General features: G+C 68.7%; 17 protein-coding genes. 13 read left to right on the forward strand and 4 right to left on the reverse strand.

The features are described 5' to 3' along the window. Window positions 1-117: 117 nt before the first annotated feature. Both E4O86_RS14450 and E4O86_RS14455 read left to right on the forward strand, forming a co-directional pair. Window positions 118-939, forward strand: coding sequence for a hypothetical protein (locus tag E4O86_RS14450; protein ID WP_161141259.1), 822 nt, complete (start codon window positions 118-120; stop codon window positions 937-939). A gap of 109 nt (window positions 940-1048) precedes the next feature. After that, complete coding sequence (locus E4O86_RS14455) at window positions 1049-1333, forward strand: DUF2218 domain-containing protein (RefSeq protein ID WP_161141260.1); 285 nt, start codon at window positions 1049-1051, stop codon at window positions 1331-1333. 57 nt (window positions 1334-1390) lie between these two features. Here E4O86_RS14455 and leuB read toward each other — a convergent pair whose 3' ends face one another. The 3 genes from leuB to leuD form a co-directional block, all read right to left on the reverse strand. Continuing rightward, window positions 1391-2503 carry a 3-isopropylmalate dehydrogenase gene (leuB, locus tag E4O86_RS14460; protein WP_343039169.1) on the reverse strand — a complete coding sequence of 371 codons (1113 nt, stop codon included), beginning with the start codon at window positions 2501-2503 and terminating at the stop codon, window positions 1391-1393. A gap of 83 nt (window positions 2504-2586) precedes the next feature. Next, window positions 2587-3108 carry an OsmC family protein gene (locus tag E4O86_RS14465; RefSeq protein ID WP_161141262.1) on the reverse strand — a complete coding sequence of 174 codons (522 nt, stop codon included), beginning with the start codon at window positions 3106-3108 and terminating at the stop codon, window positions 2587-2589. Window positions 3109-3163: 55 nt separating this feature from the next. Next, window positions 3164-3769, reverse strand: coding sequence for a 3-isopropylmalate dehydratase small subunit (gene leuD / locus E4O86_RS14470; RefSeq protein WP_161141263.1), 606 nt, complete (start codon window positions 3767-3769; stop codon window positions 3164-3166). 799 nt (window positions 3770-4568) lie between these two features. Here leuD and E4O86_RS14475 point away from each other — a divergent pair. From E4O86_RS14475 to E4O86_RS14525, 11 genes are all read left to right on the forward strand, one after another. Then, window positions 4569-4805, forward strand: coding sequence for a hypothetical protein (locus tag E4O86_RS14475; RefSeq protein ID WP_161141264.1), 237 nt, complete (start codon window positions 4569-4571; stop codon window positions 4803-4805). 624 nt (window positions 4806-5429) lie between these two features. Further along, window positions 5430-6449: a Bug family tripartite tricarboxylate transporter substrate binding protein gene (locus E4O86_RS14480; RefSeq protein WP_161141265.1), complete on the forward strand. Its 1020-nt coding sequence runs from the start codon at window positions 5430-5432 to the stop codon at window positions 6447-6449. A gap of 75 nt (window positions 6450-6524) precedes the next feature. Continuing rightward, window positions 6525-7043 (forward strand): tripartite tricarboxylate transporter TctB family protein, encoded by a 519-nt coding sequence (locus tag E4O86_RS14485; RefSeq protein ID WP_161141266.1) that lies wholly within the window; start codon window positions 6525-6527, stop codon window positions 7041-7043. 130 nt (window positions 7044-7173) lie between these two features. Then, window positions 7174-8694 (forward strand): tripartite tricarboxylate transporter permease, encoded by a 1521-nt coding sequence (locus E4O86_RS14490; RefSeq protein ID WP_161141267.1) that lies wholly within the window; start codon window positions 7174-7176, stop codon window positions 8692-8694. Window positions 8695-8787: 93 nt separating this feature from the next. Then, on the forward strand, window positions 8788-9480 hold the full coding sequence (locus E4O86_RS14495) for a GntR family transcriptional regulator (RefSeq protein ID WP_425500131.1): 693 nt from the start codon (window positions 8788-8790) through the stop codon (window positions 9478-9480). A gap of 73 nt (window positions 9481-9553) precedes the next feature. After that, entirely contained in the window at window positions 9554-11308 is a 1755-nt protein-coding gene (locus E4O86_RS14500; protein WP_161141268.1) for a thiamine pyrophosphate-binding protein, read from the forward strand. Between the two features lie 68 nt (window positions 11309-11376). Further along, window positions 11377-12654 carry a formyl-CoA transferase gene (frc, locus tag E4O86_RS14505; protein WP_161141269.1) on the forward strand — a complete coding sequence of 426 codons (1278 nt, stop codon included), beginning with the start codon at window positions 11377-11379 and terminating at the stop codon, window positions 12652-12654. 133 nt (window positions 12655-12787) lie between these two features. Continuing rightward, window positions 12788-14950, forward strand: a complete 2163-nt coding sequence (locus E4O86_RS14510; RefSeq protein WP_161141270.1) for an acetate--CoA ligase family protein — start codon at window positions 12788-12790, stop codon at window positions 14948-14950. A 62-nt stretch (window positions 14951-15012) separates the two neighbouring features. Further along, window positions 15013-16749 (forward strand): NADH-ubiquinone oxidoreductase-F iron-sulfur binding region domain-containing protein, encoded by a 1737-nt coding sequence (locus E4O86_RS14515; protein ID WP_161141271.1) that lies wholly within the window; start codon window positions 15013-15015, stop codon window positions 16747-16749. Between the two features lie 44 nt (window positions 16750-16793). After that, a complete protein-coding gene (gene fdhF / locus E4O86_RS14520; protein ID WP_161141272.1) occupies window positions 16794-19571 on the forward strand; it encodes a formate dehydrogenase subunit alpha in 2778 nt (925 codons plus the stop codon). 189 nt (window positions 19572-19760) lie between these two features. After that, window positions 19761-20426 (forward strand): TerC family protein, encoded by a 666-nt coding sequence (locus E4O86_RS14525; protein ID WP_161141273.1) that lies wholly within the window; start codon window positions 19761-19763, stop codon window positions 20424-20426. Window positions 20427-20747: 321 nt separating this feature from the next. Here the strand turns inward: E4O86_RS14525 and E4O86_RS14530 are convergent, their stop codons facing one another. Then, window positions 20748-21842 (reverse strand): class I SAM-dependent methyltransferase, encoded by a 1095-nt coding sequence (locus E4O86_RS14530; RefSeq protein ID WP_161141274.1) that lies wholly within the window; start codon window positions 21840-21842, stop codon window positions 20748-20750. Window positions 21843-21938: the final 96 nt, after the last annotated feature.

Consider the following 21938-nt stretch of genomic DNA (forward strand, 5'->3'; position numbering starts at 1 on the left):
AGGCGCGCGGGCGCGCCGCTGCCGGCACCGGCGGAATAGGCCCCGCCGGCGGCCGGCGCGGCCGCCATCGCTCGCGCGGCGGGATCGCCGCACTCCTCCCATCCTCCGGCGGACCAGATGACCGACATCGCCCTCTTCGTCTTCCACCGCGACTTCGACGTCTGCGCGGACAATCTGCGGCTCCTGCGCGCGCTCAATCCCGGGCTGCCCATCCACGGCGTCTTCGGCGGCGAGGCGGGCGATCTGCCGGAGGCGCGGCGGCGGCTGGCGGGCTCGCTCGAGAGCCTCTACCACCTCGACCACCCGGACCGCCGCTGGAAATGGCAGAACGGCGACCTCGCGGTGAGCCGCTGGTACCGCCGGATCGGGCGCGGGCTCCGCTTCGACCGGCTCTATCTGGTCCAGTGGGACCTCGTGTTCTGCGAGCCGCTCCGGGAGGCCTATCGCCGGGTCCCGGCCGGCGCGCTCGGCCTTTCGGGCCTGCGGCCGCTCGCCGAGGTGGCCGACCGCTGGTGGTGGACGACCGACGCGGCGCAGGCCTCCGAGCTCCGCGCCTTGGTCCGCTTCGCCCGCGAGCGCTACGGCTTCCGCGGTCCCCTCGACGCCTGCATCGGCACGGGGTGCTGCCTTCCCGGCGATTTCGTGCGGCGCTATGCCGGCCTCGACGTGCCCGAACTCTGCCACGACGAGATCCGGCTGCCGCTCTTCGCGCGCATCCTCGGCATTCCCGCGGTCGACACCGGCTTCTACCCGAAATGGTTCGACGCCGAGGAGGAGCGCTATTTCAATGCCGATTCCCGGGAGATCGAGGACGAGATCATCGTGACGGAGCTGGCGCGGCCGGACGGACGCCGCGTCTTCCACCCCTACCGGAAGCCGATCGGCGGGCTCACCGTCGCCTATTGGCTGCCGCGGCATCCGGACCTGCCGGTCGGATGAGGCCGCATGCCGCCTCCCTCTCCGTCGCCGGGCTCGACCCGGCGGTCCATGCCGCAGCGCGGCGGCGCGGCGCCATCCCTCCAGTCTTGTGAGAAGCGAGGAATTCCGAATGGTTCGTTCCCAGGCAAGAATCGCGACCGGCAACGCCGAGCGCTACGCCCAGCAGATGTGCAAGCATTTCGGGCACAAGACCGAGGCCCATTATGCGGACGGGAAGGGGTCCGTCCGGCTGTCGAATGGCGCGTGCCTGCTCACGGCCGGGGCGGACGGCCTGACGCTCGAAGTCGAGGCGGAGGACGAGGAGCGCCTCGCGGCGACCGAAACCACCGTCGCCCGCCACATCGAGCGCTTCGCCTGGCGCGAGGCGCCGACGATCGCCTGGTCCCGGCCCTGAGGCCCATTCCGTGCGCGGCCGGCGCCCGCCCGGGCAGGGAGGCGCCGCGCCCCGGCGTCAGGCCGAGAGCCGCTCGAACTCGGTCAGGACGGCGGCGCCCATGCCGTTCGTGCCGACCTGCGTCATGCCGGGGGACATGATGTCCGCCGTCCTGAGGCCGCTCTCGAGCGCGTTCGCGATCGCGGCCTCGAGCCGCGCCGCGAGGTCGGTCAGCCCGAAGGAATAGCGCAGGCACATCGCGAGCGAGGCGATCATGGCGATCGGGTTGGCCATGCCCTTGCCGGCAATGTCCGGCGCGGTGCCGTGCACGGGCTCGTAGAGCGCCTTCCTCTTGCCGCTCACGGGGTCGGGCGCGCCGAGCGAGGCCGACGGCAGCATGCCGAGCGAGCCCGTCAGCATCGCCGCCACGTCGGAGAGGATGTCGCCGAAGAGGTTGTCCGTGACGATCACGTCGAACTGCTTCGGCCAGCGAACGAGCTGCATCGCCCCGGCATCGGCCAGCATGTGCTCGAGCTCGACATCGGCATAGTCCCTGCGGTGCAGGTCGGTCATGACCTCGTTCCAGAGCACGCCGGACTTCATCACGTTCCGCTTTTCCATGGACGTGACCTTGTTGCGGCGGGTGCGGGCGAGCTCGAAGGCGACGCGGCCGATCCGCTCGATCTCGTAGGTGTCGTAGACCTGCGTGTCGATGCCGCGCTTCTGGCCGTTGCCGAGGTCGACGATCTCCTTCGGCTGGCCGAAATAGGTGCCGCCGGTCAGCTCGCGGAGGATCAGGATGTCGAGGCCCTCGACCACTTCGCGCTTCAGCGAGGAGGAATCCGCGAGCGCCGGGTAGCAGATCGCCGGCCGGAGATTGGCGAAGAGGTCGAGCTCCTTCCTGAGCCGGAGGAGGCCCGCCTCCGGGCGCACGTCATAGGGGACGCGATCCCATTTCGGCCCGCCGACCGCGCCGAAGAGCACGGCGTCGGCGGCATGCGCCTTCGCCATCGCCTCCTCGCTGATCGCGGCGCCGTGCGCGTCGTAGGCAGCGCCGCCGACGAGGTCCTCCTCGAGCTCGAAGGAAGCGAGGCCCGCTTGGTCCATGAAGCCGAGGATCTCGCGCACCTCGTTCATGATCTCGGGACCGATGCCGTCACCGGGCAGGAGAAGGAGCTTGTAGGTCATTATTGTCCGCCTGACGAAGAAGTCGGCACTTGCTAGCGGCAGGCCGCCTCGGGCGCAACCGGGCATGCGGGCGGCGCGGCCGGCACTCAGGGGGCAGGGGAGGACGGGCGCAGCTCCGCCGCGAGCGCAGGCGGGTTCCGCAGCGTCTGGAGCACGACGCAATAGCGTTCCGTGAGCTTCAGGAGCTGGTCGAGCTTCTCCTGCGGCGCATCCGTGTCGAGGTCGAAGGCGAGGCGGACCGAACGGAAGCCGACCGGCGCCTCCCGGTCGACTGCGAGCGTGCCGCGGAAGTCGAGCTCGCCCTCCGCGCGCACCGTGCCGCCCCGGACCTCGACGCCGATCGCGGTCGCCACCGCGCGGAGCGTCACGCCGGCGCAGGCGACGAGCGCCTCAAGCAGCATGTCGCCCGAACAGGCCTCGAGGCCGGAGCCCCCGGTCGCCGGGTGGAGCCCGGCCGTCACCAGCGCGCGACCGGTCTCGACGCGGCAGGCGATCCCGCTCCCGTCGAGCGCGCCTTCGGCCCGCAGCAGAACGACGGCGGCTCCGGGCTCGTCGCGATAGCGCTCCTTGAGCGGCGCCTGCAGCGCGCGCAGCGTGTCGGCGTCCATGGTTCCCCCCGATCGCGCGGCGGGCAAGGTTCGCGCCGCCGCGTCCGGAAGGAGCCTACACCCAGGGGCGCTCGCCCTGCAGCCTGTTCTCGAAGCCCGCAATGGTCGCGTTCTTCTCGAGGGTCAGGCCGATATCGTCGAGCCCCTCGAGCAGGCAGCGCTTGCGGAAGGGGTCGATCTCGAACCGGATCGTGCCGCCGTCCGGCCCGCGGATCTCCTGCGCCTCGAGGTCGACCGTGAGCGTCGCGTTGGCGCCGCGCGAGGCGTCGTCCATCAGCTTGTCGAGATCCTCGGGCGAGACGACCACCGGCAGGATGCCGTTCTGGAAGCAGTTGTTGTAGAAGATGTCGGCGAAGCCGGTCGAGATCACGCACCGGATGCCGAAATCCTTGAGCGCCCACGGCGCGTGCTCGCGCGAGGAGCCGCAGCCGAAATTGTTGCCGGCGACGAGGATCTGCGCCTGGCGGTAGGCCGGCTTGTTGAGGACGAAGTCGGGGTTCTCGGTCCCGTCCTCGTTGTAGCGCATCTCGTAGAAGGCCGCCTTGCCGAGCCCGGTCCGCTTGATCGTCTTCAGGAACTGCTTCGGGATGATCATGTCCGTGTCGACGTTGACGATCGGCAGCGGTGCGGCGACGGCGGTGAGGGTGGTGAACTGGTCCATGGCAATGCTCCTTGCCCCGTGAATAGCGGAGGAAGACAGCCGAGGAAAGCGGGATCGCCGGGGGAGGGGAGGGGATGGTCCGGGCCGTCATCCCGGTTCGAGGCTTGGCTCCGCCCCGCGCTTTGGCATGAGGGCGGGGATGGATCCGAAGGGGCCGCGGTGCGCCCCGACGGTCCGCCGGCGCGACGGCGGGCGGATGCCTCTCTCTTGGAGCCCCTCTCGCCTGCACCTCGCGGAGGCACGGCGCGCTCCCTCCCCCCTTGCGGGGGAGGGCTGGGGTGGGGGCATGCACGACCTTTCCTTCCCGATGCGGCGCGGCCGGTTCGTCGGCGTCGTGCCGGACGGCCCCGGACGCGGTGGCCGGTCCGCCGCAGCCGGGCTGTCTCGGTGCCGGGACCCCCTCCCCTGGCCCCTCCCCACGAGGGGGAGGGGGATGGATGCGGCACGCGGCGGGAGGTGCGTCTTCAAGGCTGCAGCATTCTCCGTCGTCATGTCCGGGCTCGACCGGGCATCCAGCGGCCCCCGACCGGCGCCGCAGCGCTCCCCGGATCGCCGGATCAAGGTCCGGCGATCACGACAGGGAAGGCGAGGCAGGGGCCCGCGCCCCCTCCAAGAGGAAGCACCTGGACGCGCGCAGCGTTCGGCGCCGCCGCGCCACCCTCTGCCGACCCTGGTCCGGCGATCCGGAGAGCGCCGTCCTCCCTCTCTTGCATGGCTGCCATGCGCCATTGGAATACAAAATACTGTATGCCACAGATCGCGGATGCGCTACCTTGATGGCCGAACAAGGGAGATCCCCATGCCGAGCCTCGTCGTCGAATATGCCGTTCTTGCCGCCGCCGTCGGCGGCCTCGTCGCCGTCGTCACGGAGGCGGCCGTCCGCGATCCCCGGTTCGCGCTTTCCATGCTCCTCGATACGCGCGCTGCCGCCGAGGCGCCGATCGCCGCCGCGCCACGCGTTGTCCCGACCGTGGCGAACGCCGGCATCGAGGCGAACGCGAACGTCGCGGCCGCTTCGTTGAAGCAAGCGGCCTGACCGCCGCCCGGCCGCCTTCCCGGTCCCGGCGCGCGCCTCTTCCGCTCCCGCGCCTTGCCGCTCGTTCCGTTCAAGCCCTGGCCGCTTGCTCTGTCGTATTGCCCGGGCTTGACCCGGGCATCCATCGGCGTCCGCTCTGCTTCGACCTCCTTGGTTCGCCGGATCAAGTCCGGCGATGACGACAAGGGCGCGGCGCGGCGCCTGTGCCCCGCCGGATCAAGTCCGGCGATGACGACAGGGGGCGGGGCGGCGCATGTGCCCCGCCGGATCAAGACCGGCGATGACGACAGTGGGGAGCCCAGGGCCCTTCTTCGACTGCCGGTTGCCGTCCCGGCGCGCGCCTCTTCCGCTCCGGCGCCCTGCCGTTGCCTTGTCGCGATGCCCGGCTTGACCCGGGTGCCCGGCGGTTGGCTCCGGTACCCCAGCACCCGGCAGAAAACAATACTATAATAGTCATCAAATGAAAACCCGCGCCGGTTCGGGCACTTGCCGCGCTGCAGCAAGTCCGGCGCCGGTTCTTGTGCTCAGCAGCACAAAAGAGATTTGCCGCTCCTCCTGATATACAATATGCTGAATACCCTGAGCCCTCGTGCAAGCGGGTCAGTAACCAAGGGAGGAAGCTTGATGAAGTGGGAGATCGAACGCTCGATCCTGCACGGAGTCGCCGTTGCCGCTATGGTCGCGGTCGGCTCTTCGTTCGTTCCCGGAACGGCGCAGGCCTGGGAACCGACCAAGACGGTCGAATTCATCGTTCCGGCCGGCACCGGCGGCGGTGCTGACCAGATGGCGCGCATGCTGCAGGGCGTCATCCAGAAGAACAAGCTGATGTCCCAGCCGCTCGTCGTGATCAACAAGTCGGGCGGCGCCGGCGCCGAGGGCTTCCTCGACGTGAAGAACAGCAAGGGCAACCCGCACAAGATCATCATCACCCTCTCGAACCTGTTCACCACGCCGCTTGCGACGGGCGTGCCGTTCAGCTGGGAGGACATGACCCCGGTCGCGATGCTGGCGCTCGACGAGTTCGTGCTCTGGGTGAACGCGAGCAGCGACTACAAGACCGCCGCCGACTACGTGAACGCGATCAAGGCCGGCAACGACAACGAGTTCAAGATGGGCGGCACTGGCTCCAAGCAGGAGGACCAGATCATCACGGCCGCGCTCGAGCAGACGACCGGCAAGAAGCTCACCTACATCCCGTTCAAGGGCGGCGGCGACGTCGCGGCGCAGCTTGTCGGCAATCACATCAATTCGAGCGTGAACAACCCGATCGAGGGCGTGTCGCACTACCGCGCCGGCGCGCTCCGCCCGCTCTGCGTCTTCGACAGCCAGCCCATGCCCTACAAGGACGAGCTGGTGAACGGCGAGAGCTGGAGCAGCATCCCGACCTGCAAGCAGGCCGGGCTCGACGTGGAATACCTGATGCTGCGCGGCATCTTCATGCCGCCCGGGGTCACCGACGAGCAGGTCGCCTATTACGTCGACGTGTTCAAGAAGGTGCGCGAGACGCAGGAATGGAAGGACTTCATGAACAAGGGTGCCTTCAACACCACGTTCATGACCGGAGACGAGTTCAAGTCCTGGCTCGCCAAGGCCGCGGAGACGCACAAGGACCTGATGACCAAGGCAGGTTTCCTCGCCAAGTGACGACCAGGGCTCCGGCGCGCCGCGCCGGGGCCCTCTTGATATCGGCGCGCCTGCGCCGGCAAAGAGGTTTCCCCGATGACCCATGTTACCCCCGGAAGCGAATCCGGCAACGAGCACACCGTTTCGACGCGCGTGATGGAGCTCGTCGTCTCGGCCGGCTTCATCGCCGTCTCGATCCTCGTCATGTGGGACAGCCGCCGGATCGGCGCGTCGTGGGCGAGCGACGGCCCCGAGGCCGGATACTTCCCGTTCTATATCGCGCTCATCATGTTCCTTTCGAGCGCCGTGACCTTCGTCAGCAACATCGTCACGAGGGCCCCCGACCGTTCCAACTTCGTGCAGCGCTCGCAGCTCGCGCTGGTCCTGAGGGTGCTGATCCCGACGGCGGTGTTCGTCGTCCTGATCGGCTATCTCGGCATCTATCTCTCCTCTGCCCTGTTCATCGCCTTCTTCATGTGGTGGCTCGGCAAGTACCCGGTCTACAAGGTCATTCCGGTGGCGGTCGCGGTTCCGCTGATCACCTTCATGATGTTCGAGATCTGGTTTCTCGTGCCGCTCCCGAAGGGGCCGATCGAAGCCGCTCTCGGATACTGACGGGCGCGCCCCGTCCAACTTCCCAACTCGGACCTGTGCCGCCGTTGGTTTGAGGCCGATCAGATGAGCCGAGAGCGGACCCAACCGCTCCGGCGGGGGCCGGCCCGGGCGGCACGACGGAGGAACTCCTTTGGACGCATTCATCTCTCTTATCGACGGGTTCGCGGTCCTCTCCGATCCGATGAACATCGTCTACATGTTCGTCGGCATCATTCTCGGCGTCCTGATCGGGGTGCTGCCTGGCCTCGGCGGCGCCAACGGCGTGGCGATCCTGCTCCCGCTCACCTTCTCGATGTCGCCGACCTCGGCCATCATCATGCTCTCCTCGATCTACTGGGGAGCCCTCTTCGGCGGCGCCATCACCTCCGTCCTCTTCAACATCCCGGGCGAGCCCTGGTCGGTGGCGACCACCTTCGACGGCCATCCGATGGCCCAGCAGGGCAGGGCGGGCGAGGCCCTGACGACGGCCTTCACGGGCTCTTTCATCGGCGCCTTCGTCGCGGTGCTGGTGCTGACCTTCCTCGCCCCGATCATCGCGAACTTCGCGCTCCGCTTCGGCCCGGCCGAGTTCTTCGCGGTCTATCTCCTGACCTTCTGCAGCTTCGTCGGCATGGGCAGGGAATCGCCCTTCAAGGTGCTCGCCGCAATGATGCTCGGCTTCTCGCTCGCCGCCGTCGGCATCGACAGCGTCACCGGCCAGCTCCGGCTCACCTTCGGCTCGGTCGAGCTCCTGCGCGGCTTCGACTTCCTGATCGCGGTCATCGGCCTCTTCGGCATCGGCGAGATCCTGCTGACCATGGAGGAGGGCCTCGCCTTCCGCGGCAAGAGCGCCTCGATCAACATGAAGATCGTGCTCGAGACCTGGAAGAAGCTTCCCAAGTTCTGGCTGACGGCGCTCCGCGGCTCGCTGGTCGGCTGCTGGCTCGGCATCACGCCGGGCGGCGCGACGCCGGCCTCCTTCATGAGCTACGGCCTCGCCAAGCGCTTCTCGCGCAACGGCGCCCGCTTCGGCAAGGGCGAGATGGAAGGCGTCTTCGCGCCGGAGACCGCGGCGCACGCGGCCGGCACCAGCGCGCTCCTGCCGATGCTGACGCTCGGCATTCCCGGCTCGCCGACCGCGGCCGTGCTTCTCGGCGGCCTGCTGATCTGGGGCCTGCAGCCGGGGCCGCTGCTCTTCGTCGAGCAGAAGGACTTCGTCTGGGGCCTGATCGCCTCGATTTATCTCGGCAACGTCGCCGGCCTGATCGTGGTGCTCACCACCGTGCCGCTCTTCGCCGCGATCCTCCGGATCCCGTTCTCGATCATCGCGCCGATCATCATCGTGATCTGCGCGATCGGCGCCTACACGGTCCACAACGCGCTGATGGACATCTCCGTCATGCTGATCTTCGGCGTGCTCGGATACGTCTTCAAGAAGCTGTCCTACCCGCTCGCGCCGCTCGTGCTCGCGCTCGTGCTCGGCGACATGGCGGAGAGTTCGTTCCGCCAGGCGATGCTCTCCTCCCAGGGCGATCTCTCGATCTTCTGGGACAATGCGCTGGTCGGCACGCTGGTCGCCCTTTCCATGATCATGCTGTTCTGGCCGCTGATCGCGCTCGGGCTCAACGCGTTCCGCAACCGTCCGCCGGGACGCGCCAGCGAGACCTTGTGATCCGGTTTTGGATGTGGTGTATTGTATACCTGATACGAAGGGGCTGCGGCGGCCACGCCGCAGCCGGTCACTGGAGGACATGATTTGGAGCAGGTGAGTGCGCCGCCGCGGATCCGCGTTCAGCCGCTCGATACGAGCGTGAGCTTCCGGAACATGGCGTACGAGACGCTCAAGAGGGCGATCACGGAGATGGACATCTACGACCATCCCGACGAGATCCGCCTCGACGAGCGCCAGCTCTCGCAGGACCTCGCCGTGAGCCGCACGCCGGTGCGGGAGGCGATCACGCTGCTCGAGCAGGAGGGCTTCGTCCGCTCCGTGCCGCGCCGGGGCATCTTCGTCGTGCGCAAGACGAAGCAGGAGATCCTCGACATGATCGCGGTCTGGGCCGCGCTGGAGAGCATGTCGGCGCGGCTTGCCACCAAGGCGGCGAGCGACGCCGATTTCCAGAAGCTCAAGGATCTCTTCGCGGAGTACGAGCGGGAGCGTCCGGCCGACCACATCAGCGAATATTCGGACGCCAACATCGCCTTTCACCAGGCGGTGATCCGGCTCGGCGGCTGCAAGCTGATCGAGGACATGACGGCGAACCTGTTCATCCACATGCGGGCGATCCGCAAGGTGACGATCCGCCAGGACAACCGCGCCGAGCGGTCGGTCGTCGACCACCGCAACATCATCAACGCCCTGGTCGCGCGCGACGCCGACCTCGCCGAAAGGCTGGTGCGCGAGCACACGCTCGGGCTCAGGGACCATGTCGAGAAGCACGGGGATTTCCTCGGCTGAGGCTCGACGGAAGAACGGGCCGGAGCCGCCGGGACAGGCGCTGCGCCGGACACACTGCCTAGGAGGAGCACCAATGGCAACTGCAACTCTGGCCGCCAAGGCCGAGACGACCACAGCTGAGGACACGCTGAAGGCGAAGAGCCGGGACACGAACGTCGTCTCCGGCGGACATCTCGTTGCCAAGGCGCTGAAGGCCGAGGGCGTAGACACCATCTTCACGCTGTGCGGCGGCCACATCATCGACATCTATGACGGCTGCGTCGACGAGGGCATCCGGATCGTCGACGTCCGGCACGAGCAGGTCGCGGCCCATGCCGCCGACGGCTATGCGCGCCAGACCGGCAGGCTCGGCTGCGTCGTGACGACCGCCGGCCCCGGCTGCACCAATGCCGTCACCGGCATCGCCACCGCGTTCCGCTCGGAGAGCCCGGTCCTCCATATCGGCGGCCAGACCTCGCTCTCGCAGTGGAAGCAGGGCGGTCTCCAGGACCTGCCCCATGTCGACATGATGAAGCCGATCACCAAGTTCGCGTCGACGGTCATGTCGACCGAGCGGGTGGCCGACATGGTCTCGATGGCCGCGCGCGAGGCCTTTGCCGGCGCCTACGGTCCGGCCTATCTCGAGATCCCCCGCGACGTGCTCGACCGCGAGATCGACATGTCCAAGGCGGTGCTACCGGAGCCGGGCCATTACCGCGCCTCGACCAAGTCGATCGGCGATCCGCGCGATATCGAGAAGCTCGCCGACATCCTGGTGAACGCCGAGCGCCCGGCGATCCTGTTCGGCCAGCAGGTCTGGGCCGCGCGCGGCCACGAGGAGGCGATCGCGCTGCTCCGCGGCCTCGACATTCCGGGCTATTTCAACGGCGCCAGCCGCGGCCTGCTGCCGCCGGGCGACCCGCACCATTTCGACCGCACCCGCAGCCAGGCCTTCGCCAAGGCGGACGCGATCGTCATCGTCGGCACGCCGTTCGATTTCCGCATGGGCTACGGCAAGCGCATCACCTGCCCGACCCTCGTGCAGATCGACCTCGACTACCGCACGGTCGGCAAGAACCGCGACATCACGCTCGGCCTCGTCGGCGATCCCGGCGCGATCCTGAAGGCCGTGCTCGACGCCGCGACGGCGCATATCGACAACGGCAAGCGGCAGCTCCGGAAGCAGTGGATGGAGCAGCTGCAGCAGGCCGAGGCGGCCGCGACCGAGAAGCTGATGCCGCTCTTCAAGTCGGACCAGTCGCCGATCCATCCCTACCGGGTCGCCTGGGAGCTCAACGAGTTCCTGACCGACGACACCATCTATATCGGCGACGGCGGCGACGTGGTGACGATCTCGGCCCAGGCCGTGCGTCCGCGCGGCCCCGGCAACTGGATGGACCCGGGCGCGCTCGGCTCGCTCGGGGTCGGGACCGGCTTCGCGATCGCGGCCGGCATCGCCCGCCCGGGCGCCGAGGTGCTCTGCTATTACGGCGACGGCTCGTTCGGCATGACCGCCTTCGACATGGAGACGGCGAACCGGTTCGGCGTGCCCTACCTCGCGGTGATCGGCAACAACTCGGCCATGAACCAGATCCGCTACGGCCAGATCACCAAATATGGCGAGCAGCGCGGCAATGTCGGCAACCTGCTCGGCGACGTGCCCTTCGGCAAGTTCGCCGAGATGCTCGGCGGCTATGGCGAGGAGGTCCGCGAGGCCTCCGAGATCCAGCCGGCGCTGCAGCGCGCCCGCGAGCAGATCGCCCGGACCGGCAAGTCCGCGGTCGTCAACATCTGGGTCGACCCGCGCGAATACGCGCCGGGCACCAAGGCCCAGACGATGTACAAATAGGGATCCGGAGCACGGCGCTCCGGCGCCGTGCCCTCCCCGGGAAGATACGTCACAGAGAGGGACTTTAGATGGGCAAGGCACTCGAGGGCGTACGCATCCTCGATTTCACTCACGTGCAATCCGGCCCCACCTGCACGCAGCTCCTCGCCTGGTTCGGGGCCGACGTGATCAAGGTCGAGCGGCCGGGGGTCGGCGACATCACGCGCGGCCAGCTGCAGGACATCCCCAACGTGGACAGCCTCTATTTCACGATGCTGAACCACAACAAACGCTCGATCACGATCGACAGCAAGAACCCGCAGGGCAAGGCGGTCCTCGAGCGGCTCATCCGGGAATGCGACGTCCTCGTCGAGAATTTCGCGCCGGGCGCGCTCGACCGGATGGGCTTCACCTGGGAGCGCGTCCAGGAGCTCAACCCGCGCATGATCATGGCCTCGATCAAGGGTTTCGGCCCGGGTCCCTACGAGGATTGCAAGGTCTACGAGAACGTCGCCCAGTGCACCGGCGGCGCGGCCTCGACGACCGGCTTCCGCGACGGCCTGCCGCTCGTCACCGGCGCGCAGATCGGCGATTCCGGCACCGGCCTCCATCTCGCGCTCGGCATCGTGACGGCCCTCTACCACCGCACGCAGAGCGGCAGGGGCCAGCGCGTCACCTGCGCCATGCAGGACGGCGTCCTCAATCTCTGCCGCGTCAAGCTCCGCGACCAGCAGCGCCTCGCGCACGGTCCGCTCACGGAATACAGCCAGTACGGCGAGGGCGTCCCGTTCGGCGATGCCGTGCCGCGCGCCGGCAACGATTCCGGCGGCGGCCAGCCCGGCCGCATCCTGAAGTGCAAGGGCTGGGAGACGGATCCCAACGCCTACATCTACTTCATCACCCAGGCGCCGGTCTGGGGGGCGATCTGCGACGTCATCGGCAAGCCGGAATGGAAGACCCATCCGGACTATGCCAAGCCCGCCGCCCGCCTGCCGCGCCTCAACGAGATCTTCGGCGCGATCGAAGACTGGACCATGACCAAGACGAAGTTCGAGGCCATGGAGATCCTGAACGAGTACGACATTCCGTGCGGTCCGATCCTCTCGATGAAGGAGCTCGCCGAGGACCAGTCGCTGCGGGCGACGGGTACGCTCGTCGAAGTGGAGCATCCGACGCGCGGCACGTACCTGACCGTCGGCAATCCGATCAAGCTCTCCGACAGCCCGGCCGACGTGCTGCGCTCGCCGCTGCTTGGCGAGCACACCGAGGAGATCCTGCGCGACGTGCTCGGCTATGCCGACCACGACATCGCGGAGATCGAGTCTTCCGGGGCGATCGGCGACATCCGGCGCCAGGCGGCGGAATAGCACCGGCGCGGACGGGCCGGGCAGGCCCGTCCGCCAACGACAAGGCCGCGGCGGCCCCGCCCTTCGCCCGCGCGAAGGTCTTCGGCGGGTGTGCCCAGCCGCGACAGGACGCACGAAGTTCCAGGAGGAGTCCATGAGCAATCTGGCTGTTAAAGAGACACCGGCCGCCGGCGGCGCGAGCGAGGCCGTCCGCGCGGTGCTGGACCGGGTCAAGGCGGAGGGCCGGAGCGCGCTCACCGCGCCCGAGGGCAAGCTCGTCTGCGACGCCTACGGCATTCCGGTGCCGCAGGAGGGCGTGGCGACCTCGGCCGACGCGGCGCGGCAGCTCGCCGAGCGCATGGGCTACCCGGTCGTGCTGAAGATCGTCTCGCCGGACATCCTGCACAAGACGGAGGCGGGCGGCGTGCTCGTCGGCCTGAAGTCGGCCGAGGAGGTGGCGAAGGGCTACGACACGATCCTCGCCAACGCGAAGAGCTACAAGGCGGACGCGAAGATCGACGGCGTGCAGGTGCAGCAGATGCTGACCGGCGGCCAGGAGGTCATCGTCGGCGCGGTGACCGACGGCTCGTTCGGCAAGCTCGTGGCGTTCGGCCTCGGCGGCGTGCTCGTCGAGGTGCTGAAGGACATCACCTTCCGGCTCGCCCCGGTCTCCAGGGACGAGGCGCTCTCGATGCTCGACGGCATCCAGGCGGCCGAGATGCTGAAGGGGGTCCGCGGCGGCGAGCCCGTCAACCGCGAGGCGCTCGCCGACCTGCTGGAGAAGGTGAGCCGGCTCGTCAGCGACTTCCCCGAAATCGCCGAGATGGACCTCAACCCGGTCTTCGCCACGGCGAAGGGCGCGATCGCCGCCGACGTCCGCATCGTGGTCGATTTCGCGCCGAAGGAGCCGCGCTACCGCCCGAGCCAGGACGAGATCGTCACGGCGATGAACCGGATCATGCGGCCGAACGCGGTCGCGGTGATCGGCGCGTCCTCCGAGGACGGCAAGATCGGCAATTCCGTGATGAAGAACCTCATCAACGGCGGCTATAAGGGCGAGATCTACCCGATCCATCCGAAGGCCGAGGAGATCCTCGGCTACAAGGCCTACAAGAGCGTCAAGGACGTTCCGGGCACGATCGACGTGGCGGTCTTCGCCATTCCCGCCAAGTTCGTGGCGCAGGCGCTCACCGAATGCGGCGAGAAGGGCATCCCGGGCGCGGTGCTGATCCCGTCCGGCTTCGCCGAGACCGGCAATGTGGAAGGCCAGCAGGAGATCCAGGAGATCGGGCGGAAGTACAATATCCGCCTGATGGGGCCGAACATCTACGGCTTCTACTACACGCCGCAGAATCTCTGCGCGACCTTCTGCACCGCCTATGACGTGAAGGGCTCCGCGGCGCTGTCGTCGCAGTCGGGCGGCATCGGCATGGCGATCATCGGCTTCTCGCGCTCGGCCAAGATGGGCGTCTCGGCGATCGTCGGCCTCGGCAACAAGTCCGACATCGACGAGGACGATCTCCTCACCTTCTTCGAGCAGGACGACAACACCAAGGTCATCGCCCAGCATTGCGAGGACCTGAAGGACGGCCGCTCCTTCGCCGAGGTAGCGCGCCGCGTGTCGAAGAAGAAGCCGGTCATCGTGCTGAAGGCGGGCCGCACCTCGGCCGGCGCGAAGGCGGCGAGCTCGCATACCGGCGCGCTCGCGGGCAACGACAAGATCTACGAGGACGTCTTCAAGCAGGTCGGCGTCATCCGCGCCCGCTCGCTCCGGCAGCTCCTCGAGTTCGCCCGCGGCGTTCCCATCCTGCCGACGCCGAAGGGCGAGAACGTCGTCATCATCACCGGCGCCGGCGGCTCCGGCGTGCTCCTCTCCGACGCGGTGGTCGACAACGGCATGAGCCTGATGGCGATGCCGGACGATCTCGACGCCGCGTTCCGGAAGTTCATCCCGCCCTTCGGCGCGGCCGGCAACCCGGTCGACATCACCGGCGGCGAGCCGCCCACGACCTACCAGAACACGGTCCGGCTCGGGCTCCAGGACGAGCGCATCCACTCGCTCATCCTGGGCTACTGGCACACCATCATCACGCCGCCGATGGTGTTCGCCAAGCTGATGGTCGAGGTGAAGGAGGAGATGAAGGCGAAGGGCATCGAGAAGCCGATGGTCGCCTCGCTCGCCGGCGACATCGAGGTCGAGGAGGCCGCGGAGTACCTCTACCTCAACGGCATCCCGGCCTACGCCTATTCGACCGAGCTGCCGGTCGAGGTGCTCGGCGCGAAGTACAAGTGGGCGCGCGGCGCGGGCCTGCTCTGACCGCATGAGACGCGGGGCGCCGTACCAGGCGGCGCCCCGGCTCCCAACAGATCGGACCCCGGATGAACATCCACAATTCAGGCAGTGTCGGGAACGGAGCCGAGCCGCCGGCCCGGAGCGTCCATCCTGGCTCCGGCCGCCGGAAGACCCGCCCGACGCCGAAAGGCCGCCAGGTCGATTTCCGCGCGCTCGAGGAGGTCCGCGCCCTGCTCGGCGACCGGCCGCGCCGCCACGACCTCCTGATCGAGCACCTGCACCTCCTGCAGGACCGCTACCATTGCCTGCATGCGCGCCATCTGGCGGCGCTCGCGCAGGAAATGCGCCTCGCCCTCGTCGAGGTCTACGAGGTCGCGTCCTTCTATGCGCATTTCGACATCGTCGTGGACGGCGAGCCGGAGCCGCCGCCGGTCACGGTGCGGGTCTGCGACAGCCTGACCTGCGCGATGATGGGGGCGGAGACGCTCCTTTCGGAGCTCGCCGGCACGCTCGGGCCGGGCGTGCGCGTCGTGCGCGCCCCCTGCATGGGCGGCTGCCACAGCGCGCCGGTGACCGCGATCGGCCATTCGCTCCACGAGCACGCGACCGCGGAAAGCGTCGCGCGCGCGGTCCGGGACGGCGAGCTCCATCCGCACGTGCCCGACTACACCGATTTCGCCGGCTATGTCGCCGGCGGGGGCTACAGGATCCTCGAGGAATGCCTTTCCGGCGCGCGCAGCGTCGATTCCGTGATCGCCGCGCTCGAGGATTCCGGGATTCGCGGCCTCGGCGGCGCGGGTTTCCCGACCGGGCGCAAATGGCGCTTCGTGCGCGCCGAGCCCGGGCCGCGCCTGATGGCGATCAACGGCGACGAGGGCGAGCCGGGCACGTTCAAGGACCGCTTCTATCTCGAGCGCGACCCGCACCGCTTCCTGGAAGGCATGCTGATCGGCGCCTGGGCCGTGGAGGCGGAGGCGGTCTACATCTATCTCCGCGACGAGTACCCGCAGTGCCGGGAGATCCTGCTCCGCGAGATCGCCCGGGTCGAGGAGGCGGGGCTCGCCCGCCACACGAAGATCCATCTCCGTCGCGGCGCCGGCGCCTATATATGCGGCGAGGAATCCGCGATGCTCGAATCGATCGAGGGCAAGCGCGGCCTGCCGCGGCACAAGCCGCCGTTCCCGTCGCAGGTGGGCCTGTTCGGCCGTCCGACGCTCATCAACAACGTCGAGACGGTGTTCTGGGTGCGCGAGATCCTGGAGCGGGGCGGCGCCTGGTTCGCCAGCCACGGCCGCAACGGCCGCAAGGGGCTCAGGACCTTCTCCGTCTCCGGCCGCGTGAAGGAGCCGGGCGTGAAGCTCGCCCCGGCGGGCATCACGCTCGCCGAGCTCGTCGAGGAATATTGCGGCGGCATGCAGGACGGACACACGCTCAAGGGCTATCTTCCGGGCGGGGCGTCGGGCGGCGTGCTGCCGGCCTCGATGGCCGACATTCCGCTCGATTTCGGCACGCTCGAGCCGCATGGCTGCTTCATCGGCTCGGCCGCCGTCGTGGTGCTGTCCGACCGGGACGACATGCGCGAGGTGGCGCTCAACCTGATGCGCTTCTTCGAGGACGAGAGCTGCGGCCAGTGCACGCCCTGTCGCGTCGGCACCGAGAAGGCCGTCGCGCTGATGGAGCGGCCGGCCTGGGACGAGGCGCTGCTTTCCGACCTGATGAAGGTGATGGGCGACGCCTCGATCTGCGGTCTCGGCCAGGCGGCGATGAACCCGGTCAAGCAGGTGCTGAAGCATTTCCGTGACGACCTCGCGCCGAAGGCCTGAGCGCGCGGGTGGGCGGCGGCGCCGATGATGAACAGGAGGTCTTCATGACCGACACGATCAAGTTCTTCCTGGACGGCGCCGAGGTCGAGGCGCATCCCGGCGAGACCATCTGGCAGGTCGCCAACCGGAACGGCACGGAGATCCCGCATCTCTGCTATTCGCCGAAGCCCGGCTACCGGCCGGACGGCAATTGCCGGGCCTGCATGGTCGAGATCGAGGGCGAGCGCGTGCTCGCCGCCTCCTGCATCCGCAAGCCCGCGCCGGGCATGAAGGTGAACTCCGCATCGGAGCGGGCGGAGAGCTCGCGCCGGCTCGTCTTCGAGCTCCTTGCCGCCGACCAGCCGGACCGCATCGTCGCGCACGATCCCGATTCGCGCTTCTGGAACTGGGCCGAGCGGGTCGAGGTCACCGACAGCCGCTTCCCGGCGCTGGCGCGGCCGAGCAAGGTCGCGGATTTCAGCCATCCCGCCATGGCCGTGCAGCTCGACGCCTGCATCCATTGCACGCTCTGCGTCCGCGCCTGCCGCGAGGTGCAGGTCAACGACGTCATCGGCATGGCCGCGCGCGGCCATCTCGAGAAGATCGTGTTCGATTTCGACGACCCGATGGGCGGCTCGACCTGCGTCGCCTGCGGCGAATGCGTCCAGGCCTGCCCGACCGGCGCGCTGATGCCGGCGACCCAGGTCGACGAGGCCGGCATCTTCGCCAATGCGCCGGACCGCAAGGTCGACAGCGTCTGCCCCTATTGCGGCGTCGGCTGCCAGCTCACCTACGAGATCAAGGACGACCGCATCGTGGCCGTGGAGGGCCGCGACGGCCCGTCGAACCGCAACCGGCTCTGCGTCAAGGGTCGCTTCGGCTTCGACTACGTGCACCACGCGGACCGGCTGACCGTGCCGCTCGTCCGGCGCGAGGGCGTCTCCAAGCACGATGTCGACATCGATCCGCTGAACCCGTGGACCCACTTCCGCGAGGCGAGCTGGGAGGAGGCGCTCGACCGCGCCGCCGGCGGCCTGAAGCGGATCCGCGACGAGCGGGGCGGCGGCGCGCTCGCCGGGTTCGGCTCGGCCAAGGGCTCCAACGAGGAGGCCTACCTGTTCCAGAAGCTGGTGCGCACCGGCTTCGGCACCAACAATGTCGACCATTGCACCCGGCTCTGCCACGCCTCCTCGGTGGCGGCCCTGATGGAAGGCGTCGGCTCCGCCGCGGTGTCGGCACCGTTCATGGCGGCCGAGGATGCCGACGTCATCGTCGTCATCGGCGCGAACCCGACCGAGAACCATCCGGTCGCGGCGACCTTCTTCAAGAACGCGGTGAAGCGCGGCGCCCGCCTCGTCGTCATGGATCCGCGCGGCACCGTCCTGATGCGGCACGCGACCGACATGCTGCAGTTCAAGCCCGGCCGCGACGTCGCGATGCTCAATGCGATGCTCCACACGATCATCGAGGAGGAGCTCTACGATCGCCAGTACGTGCAGGCGCACACGGAGGAGTTCGAGGCGCTCGTCGCCAATGTCCGCGACTATCCGCCGGAGAAGATGGCCGAGATCTGCGGCATCCCGGCCGAGAAGCTGCGCGAGGTCGCGCGGCTCTACGCGCGCGCCGAGGCGGCGATCATCTTCTGGGGCATGGGCGTCTCGCAGCACATCCACGGCACCGACAACGCCCGCTGTCTGATCGCGCTCTCACTCGTCACCGGCCAGGTCGGTCGGCCGGGCACCGGGCTTCATCCGCTGCGCGGCCAGAACAACGTTCAGGGCGCCTCGGATGCCGGGCTCATCCCGATGTTCTTCCCGGACTACAAGCCGGTCGACAGCCCGGAGGTCCGCGCCTTCTACGAGGATCTCTGGGGCGCGCCGCTCGATCCGAAGCGCGGGCTCACCGTGGTCGAGATCATGGACGCCGTCCATGAGGGCGACATCCGCGGCATGTACATCATGGGCGAGAACCCGGCCATGTCGGATCCCGACGTGAGCCACGCCCGCGAGGCGCTCGCCATGCTCGAGCATCTCGTCGTGCAGGACATCTTCCTCACCGAGACGGCGAAATATGCCGACGTGGTGCTGCCGGCCTCGGCCTGGCCCGAGAAGGACGGCACGGTCACCAACACGAACCGCCAGGTGCAGATGGGGCGCAGGGCGCTGCCGCTCCCCGGCAAGGCGCGGCAGGATCTCGATCTCATCGTGGAGATCGCGAAGCGCCTCGGCCTCGACTGGACCTATGCCCATCCGCGCGAGGTCTTCGCCGAAATGACGAAGGCGATGCCCTCGCTCGCCAACATCACCTGGGAGCGCGTCGCACGCGAGAGTTCGGTCACCTACCCGGTCGCTTCGCCCGACGAGCCGGGCGCCGACATCGTGTTCACGGAGGGCTTCCCGACGCCGAGCGGCCGCGCGCGCTTCGTGCCGGCAAAGCTCGTCGCGCCGGCCGAGGAGCCGGATGCCGACTATCCGATGGTGCTCAGCACCGGCCGGCAGCTCGAGCACTGGCACACCGGATCGATGACGCGGCGCGCGAGCGTGCTCGACGACCTCGAGCCCGAGGCGGTCGCCTATCTTTCGGCGCGCGATCTCGAGCGTCACGGCTTCCGGTCGGGCGAGAAGATCCGGGTCGCCACGCGGCGCGGCTCGATCGAGCTCAAGGCCCGCGTGGACGGCGCGATCCCGCCGGGCCTGATCTTCATCCCGTTCGCCTATGCGGAGGCGGCGGCGAACATCCTGACCAACCCGCAGCTCGACCCGTTCGGGAAGATTCCGGAATTCAAGTATTGCGCGGCGCGGCTCGAGCATGCCTATGAGCCGGCGAGGGAAGCGGCAGAGTAGCAGCGCGCCCGGGGCGGCCGGCTCTGCCGGCCCGATGAAGAACGCCGCGGGCGGCCGGCTCTGCCGGCCCGATGAAGAACGCCCGGCCGAGGTCGGGCGTTCTCGTGTGATGCGCTTGCCCGAGATGGTGAAGCCTGGGGCGGCCCCGCCGGACGGGCGGCGCTCCCTGTGTCGAAGACGAGGGGTCCGATGTCGGCAGAATTGAGTGCGGAAGTCTTTGCTTTCTTACAGGTTCTCCTGATCAATGTCGTGCTGTCCGGCGACAACGCAATCGTCGTCGGCATGGCCGCGGCGGGCGCGCCGGATGCGATACGGAAGAAGGTCATCTTCTACGGCATTCTCGGTGCCGTGGTGCTGCGCCTGCTGATGGCCGCCGTCGCCGTCGAGATGCTCCATGTCGTGGGCCTCATCTTCGCGGGCGGCCTCCTGCTCCTGTGGGTCACGTGGAAGTTCTACCGCGAACTCAGGCAGCAGCGCGCCGAGCATGCCGGCGTGGAGGCGATCGAGAACGATCTCGACGCGGAGGAGGCGAGCGCCGTTCCGAAGAAGACCTTCGCCGCCGCGATGCGGCAGATCATCTTCGCCGACGTCTCGATGTCGCTCGACAACGTGCTCGCGGTGGCGGGCGCGGCCCACGAGCATCCCTATGTCCTCGGCCTCGGGCTCCTGCTCTCGGTCGCGCTCATGGGCTTCGCGGCGACGCTCGTCGCCCGGCTCCTCGACCGCTACCACTGGCTCGCCTGGGTCGGCCTCCTGATCATCTTCTACGTCGCGCTGGAAATGATCTGGCAGGGCGGCTTCCAGATCGCCGACGCGGTTGCGCACTGGAGCGAGGCCCCGGTCCCGGCGCAATAGCGTCCGGGCGCCGCCGCGCCGGATCAGGAGGCGGTCCCGGCGGGTGCGGTCGGGATTGTCCGGAACGCCGGTTCTCGGCCATCCGGCGAGCGCGGTGACGAGGGTGTCCTGCGCGAGCTCCGCGGCGTGGTCCACGTCGCGCACGAAGCGGGCGAGGCCCCCGATGAGCCTCGCCCGTTCGATCCGGAACACCGTTTCCATCGCACAATGGGTGTCCGTGTCGGCCGTCGCTCCTCGGAAGAGCCTCGGCGCGCAAAGGTCAACGCCCCCGTGTGCGGCCTTGTGTGCGGCCTTGTGTGCGGCCCCGTCTGCGCTTCCGGCTCAGAGCCGCGCCTCGAGCACGAGGTTGAAGGGCGTCTCGGCTGCCCGGCGGAAACGCGTGAAGCCCGCTTTCCGGAACACGTCCGCGAGCCGCGCCTCGCCGGCCTGCGCGCCGAGCACCAGGTGGCCGCCTTCGGAGATGGCATGGGCGCAGCAGATGGTGGTGGAGGCGGAATAATAGAGCCGGGCGACCGGCGAGATGTTGTCCTCGACCCGGTCGTTCGCGAACGGCTCGACCAGCATCACGGTCCCGCCCGGCGCCAGCGCCTCTGCGGCGTGCCGTGCGGCCGAGAGCGGATCGCCCATGTCGTGCAGGCAGTCGAAGAAGCAGATCAGATCGTAGCCCGTGCCCGGATAATCCGCGGCGCGCGCCGTGGCGAAGCGCGTCCGCGCCGCGACGCCCGCCGCCGCCGCGATCCGCTCTGCCTCGGCGATCGAGCCGGGATGGGTGTCGAAGCCGTAGAAGCGCGAGGCGGGGAAGGATTCCGCCATCAGCGTCGTGGAATGGCCTTGGCCGCAGCCGATATCGGCGACCACGGCCCCCGCCTCCAGCCTCTCCACGACGCCGTCCAGCGCGGGCAGCCATTCCTGGACGAGGCTGCCGCGATAGGCGTTGCGGTAGAAGGCGGCGACGCCGCAGAAGAGGCGCCCGTCATGGTCGCCCCAGGCGATGCCTTTGCCTGTCCGGAACGCCTCGACCGCCTTCGTCTCGTCCGACCACATCGACGCGACCGTCGACCAGCCGTTCGGGATGAAGGCCGGGCTGTCCTCGTCGGCCAGCACGAAGGCCTGCTCCGGCGTCAGCTCGTATGTCTCGCTGATGGCGTGGAAGAGCACGTAGCCGCCGGCGACCTGCGCGTTGAGCCACTCGCGCACGTAGCGCTCCGCGCAGCCGGCGCGGCGCGCAATCTCCCGCGAACTGAGCGGGCCGGCTCCCGCCATGGCCTTGTAGAGGCCGAGGCGGTTGCCGAGGCTGATCATGACGCCGCCATAGCCGGCGGAAAGGTCGACGACGGCGCGCGTGACGCATTCGTTGATCTTCGCCGGGTCGAGTGCTGCGGCCTGGGTTCTCTCTGCGGTCTGAACGTTGTGCATGGCAATGTCTCCTCGTGCCCCGGTCCCGGGGCGTGCGGAACATGGCCTGCGCACGGCTTCCGCGGCAGAGCGGTATCGGCCGGTATCGGTCCGATC

The sequence above is a fragment of the Propylenella binzhouense genome, from assembly GCF_009866965.1.
Taxonomy (GTDB): Bacteria; Pseudomonadota; Alphaproteobacteria; order Rhizobiales; family Afifellaceae; genus Propylenella; species Propylenella binzhouense.

What these genes read in the sequence shown, in the direction of transcription:
- E4O86_RS14525 (WP_161141273.1), top strand. Translation starts at nt 19,761, where the DNA reads ATGTCGGCAGAATTGAGTGCGGAAGTCTTTGCTTTCTTACAGGTTCTC.
- fdhF (WP_161141272.1), top strand. Translation starts at nt 16,794, where the DNA reads ATGACCGACACGATCAAGTTCTTCCTGGACGGCGCCGAGGTCGAGGCG.
- E4O86_RS14480 (WP_161141265.1), top strand. Translation starts at nt 5,430, where the DNA reads ATGAAGTGGGAGATCGAACGCTCGATCCTGCACGGAGTCGCCGTTGCC.
- leuD (WP_161141263.1), bottom strand. Translation starts at nt 3,769, where the DNA reads ATGGACCAGTTCACCACCCTCACCGCCGTCGCCGCACCGCTGCCGATC.
- E4O86_RS14515 (WP_161141271.1), top strand. Translation starts at nt 15,013, where the DNA reads ATGAACATCCACAATTCAGGCAGTGTCGGGAACGGAGCCGAGCCGCCG.
- E4O86_RS14530 (WP_161141274.1), bottom strand. Translation starts at nt 21,842, where the DNA reads ATGCACAACGTTCAGACCGCAGAGAGAACCCAGGCCGCAGCACTCGAC.
- frc (WP_161141269.1), top strand. Translation starts at nt 11,377, where the DNA reads ATGGGCAAGGCACTCGAGGGCGTACGCATCCTCGATTTCACTCACGTG.
- E4O86_RS14465 (WP_161141262.1), bottom strand. Translation starts at nt 3,108, where the DNA reads ATGGACGCCGACACGCTGCGCGCGCTGCAGGCGCCGCTCAAGGAGCGC.
- E4O86_RS14500 (WP_161141268.1), top strand. Translation starts at nt 9,554, where the DNA reads ATGGCAACTGCAACTCTGGCCGCCAAGGCCGAGACGACCACAGCTGAG.
- E4O86_RS14510 (WP_161141270.1), top strand. Translation starts at nt 12,788, where the DNA reads ATGAGCAATCTGGCTGTTAAAGAGACACCGGCCGCCGGCGGCGCGAGC.
- E4O86_RS14450 (WP_161141259.1), top strand. Translation starts at nt 118, where the DNA reads ATGACCGACATCGCCCTCTTCGTCTTCCACCGCGACTTCGACGTCTGC.
- E4O86_RS14475 (WP_161141264.1), top strand. Translation starts at nt 4,569, where the DNA reads ATGCCGAGCCTCGTCGTCGAATATGCCGTTCTTGCCGCCGCCGTCGGC.
- E4O86_RS14485 (WP_161141266.1), top strand. Translation starts at nt 6,525, where the DNA reads ATGACCCATGTTACCCCCGGAAGCGAATCCGGCAACGAGCACACCGTT.
- E4O86_RS14455 (WP_161141260.1), top strand. Translation starts at nt 1,049, where the DNA reads ATGGTTCGTTCCCAGGCAAGAATCGCGACCGGCAACGCCGAGCGCTAC.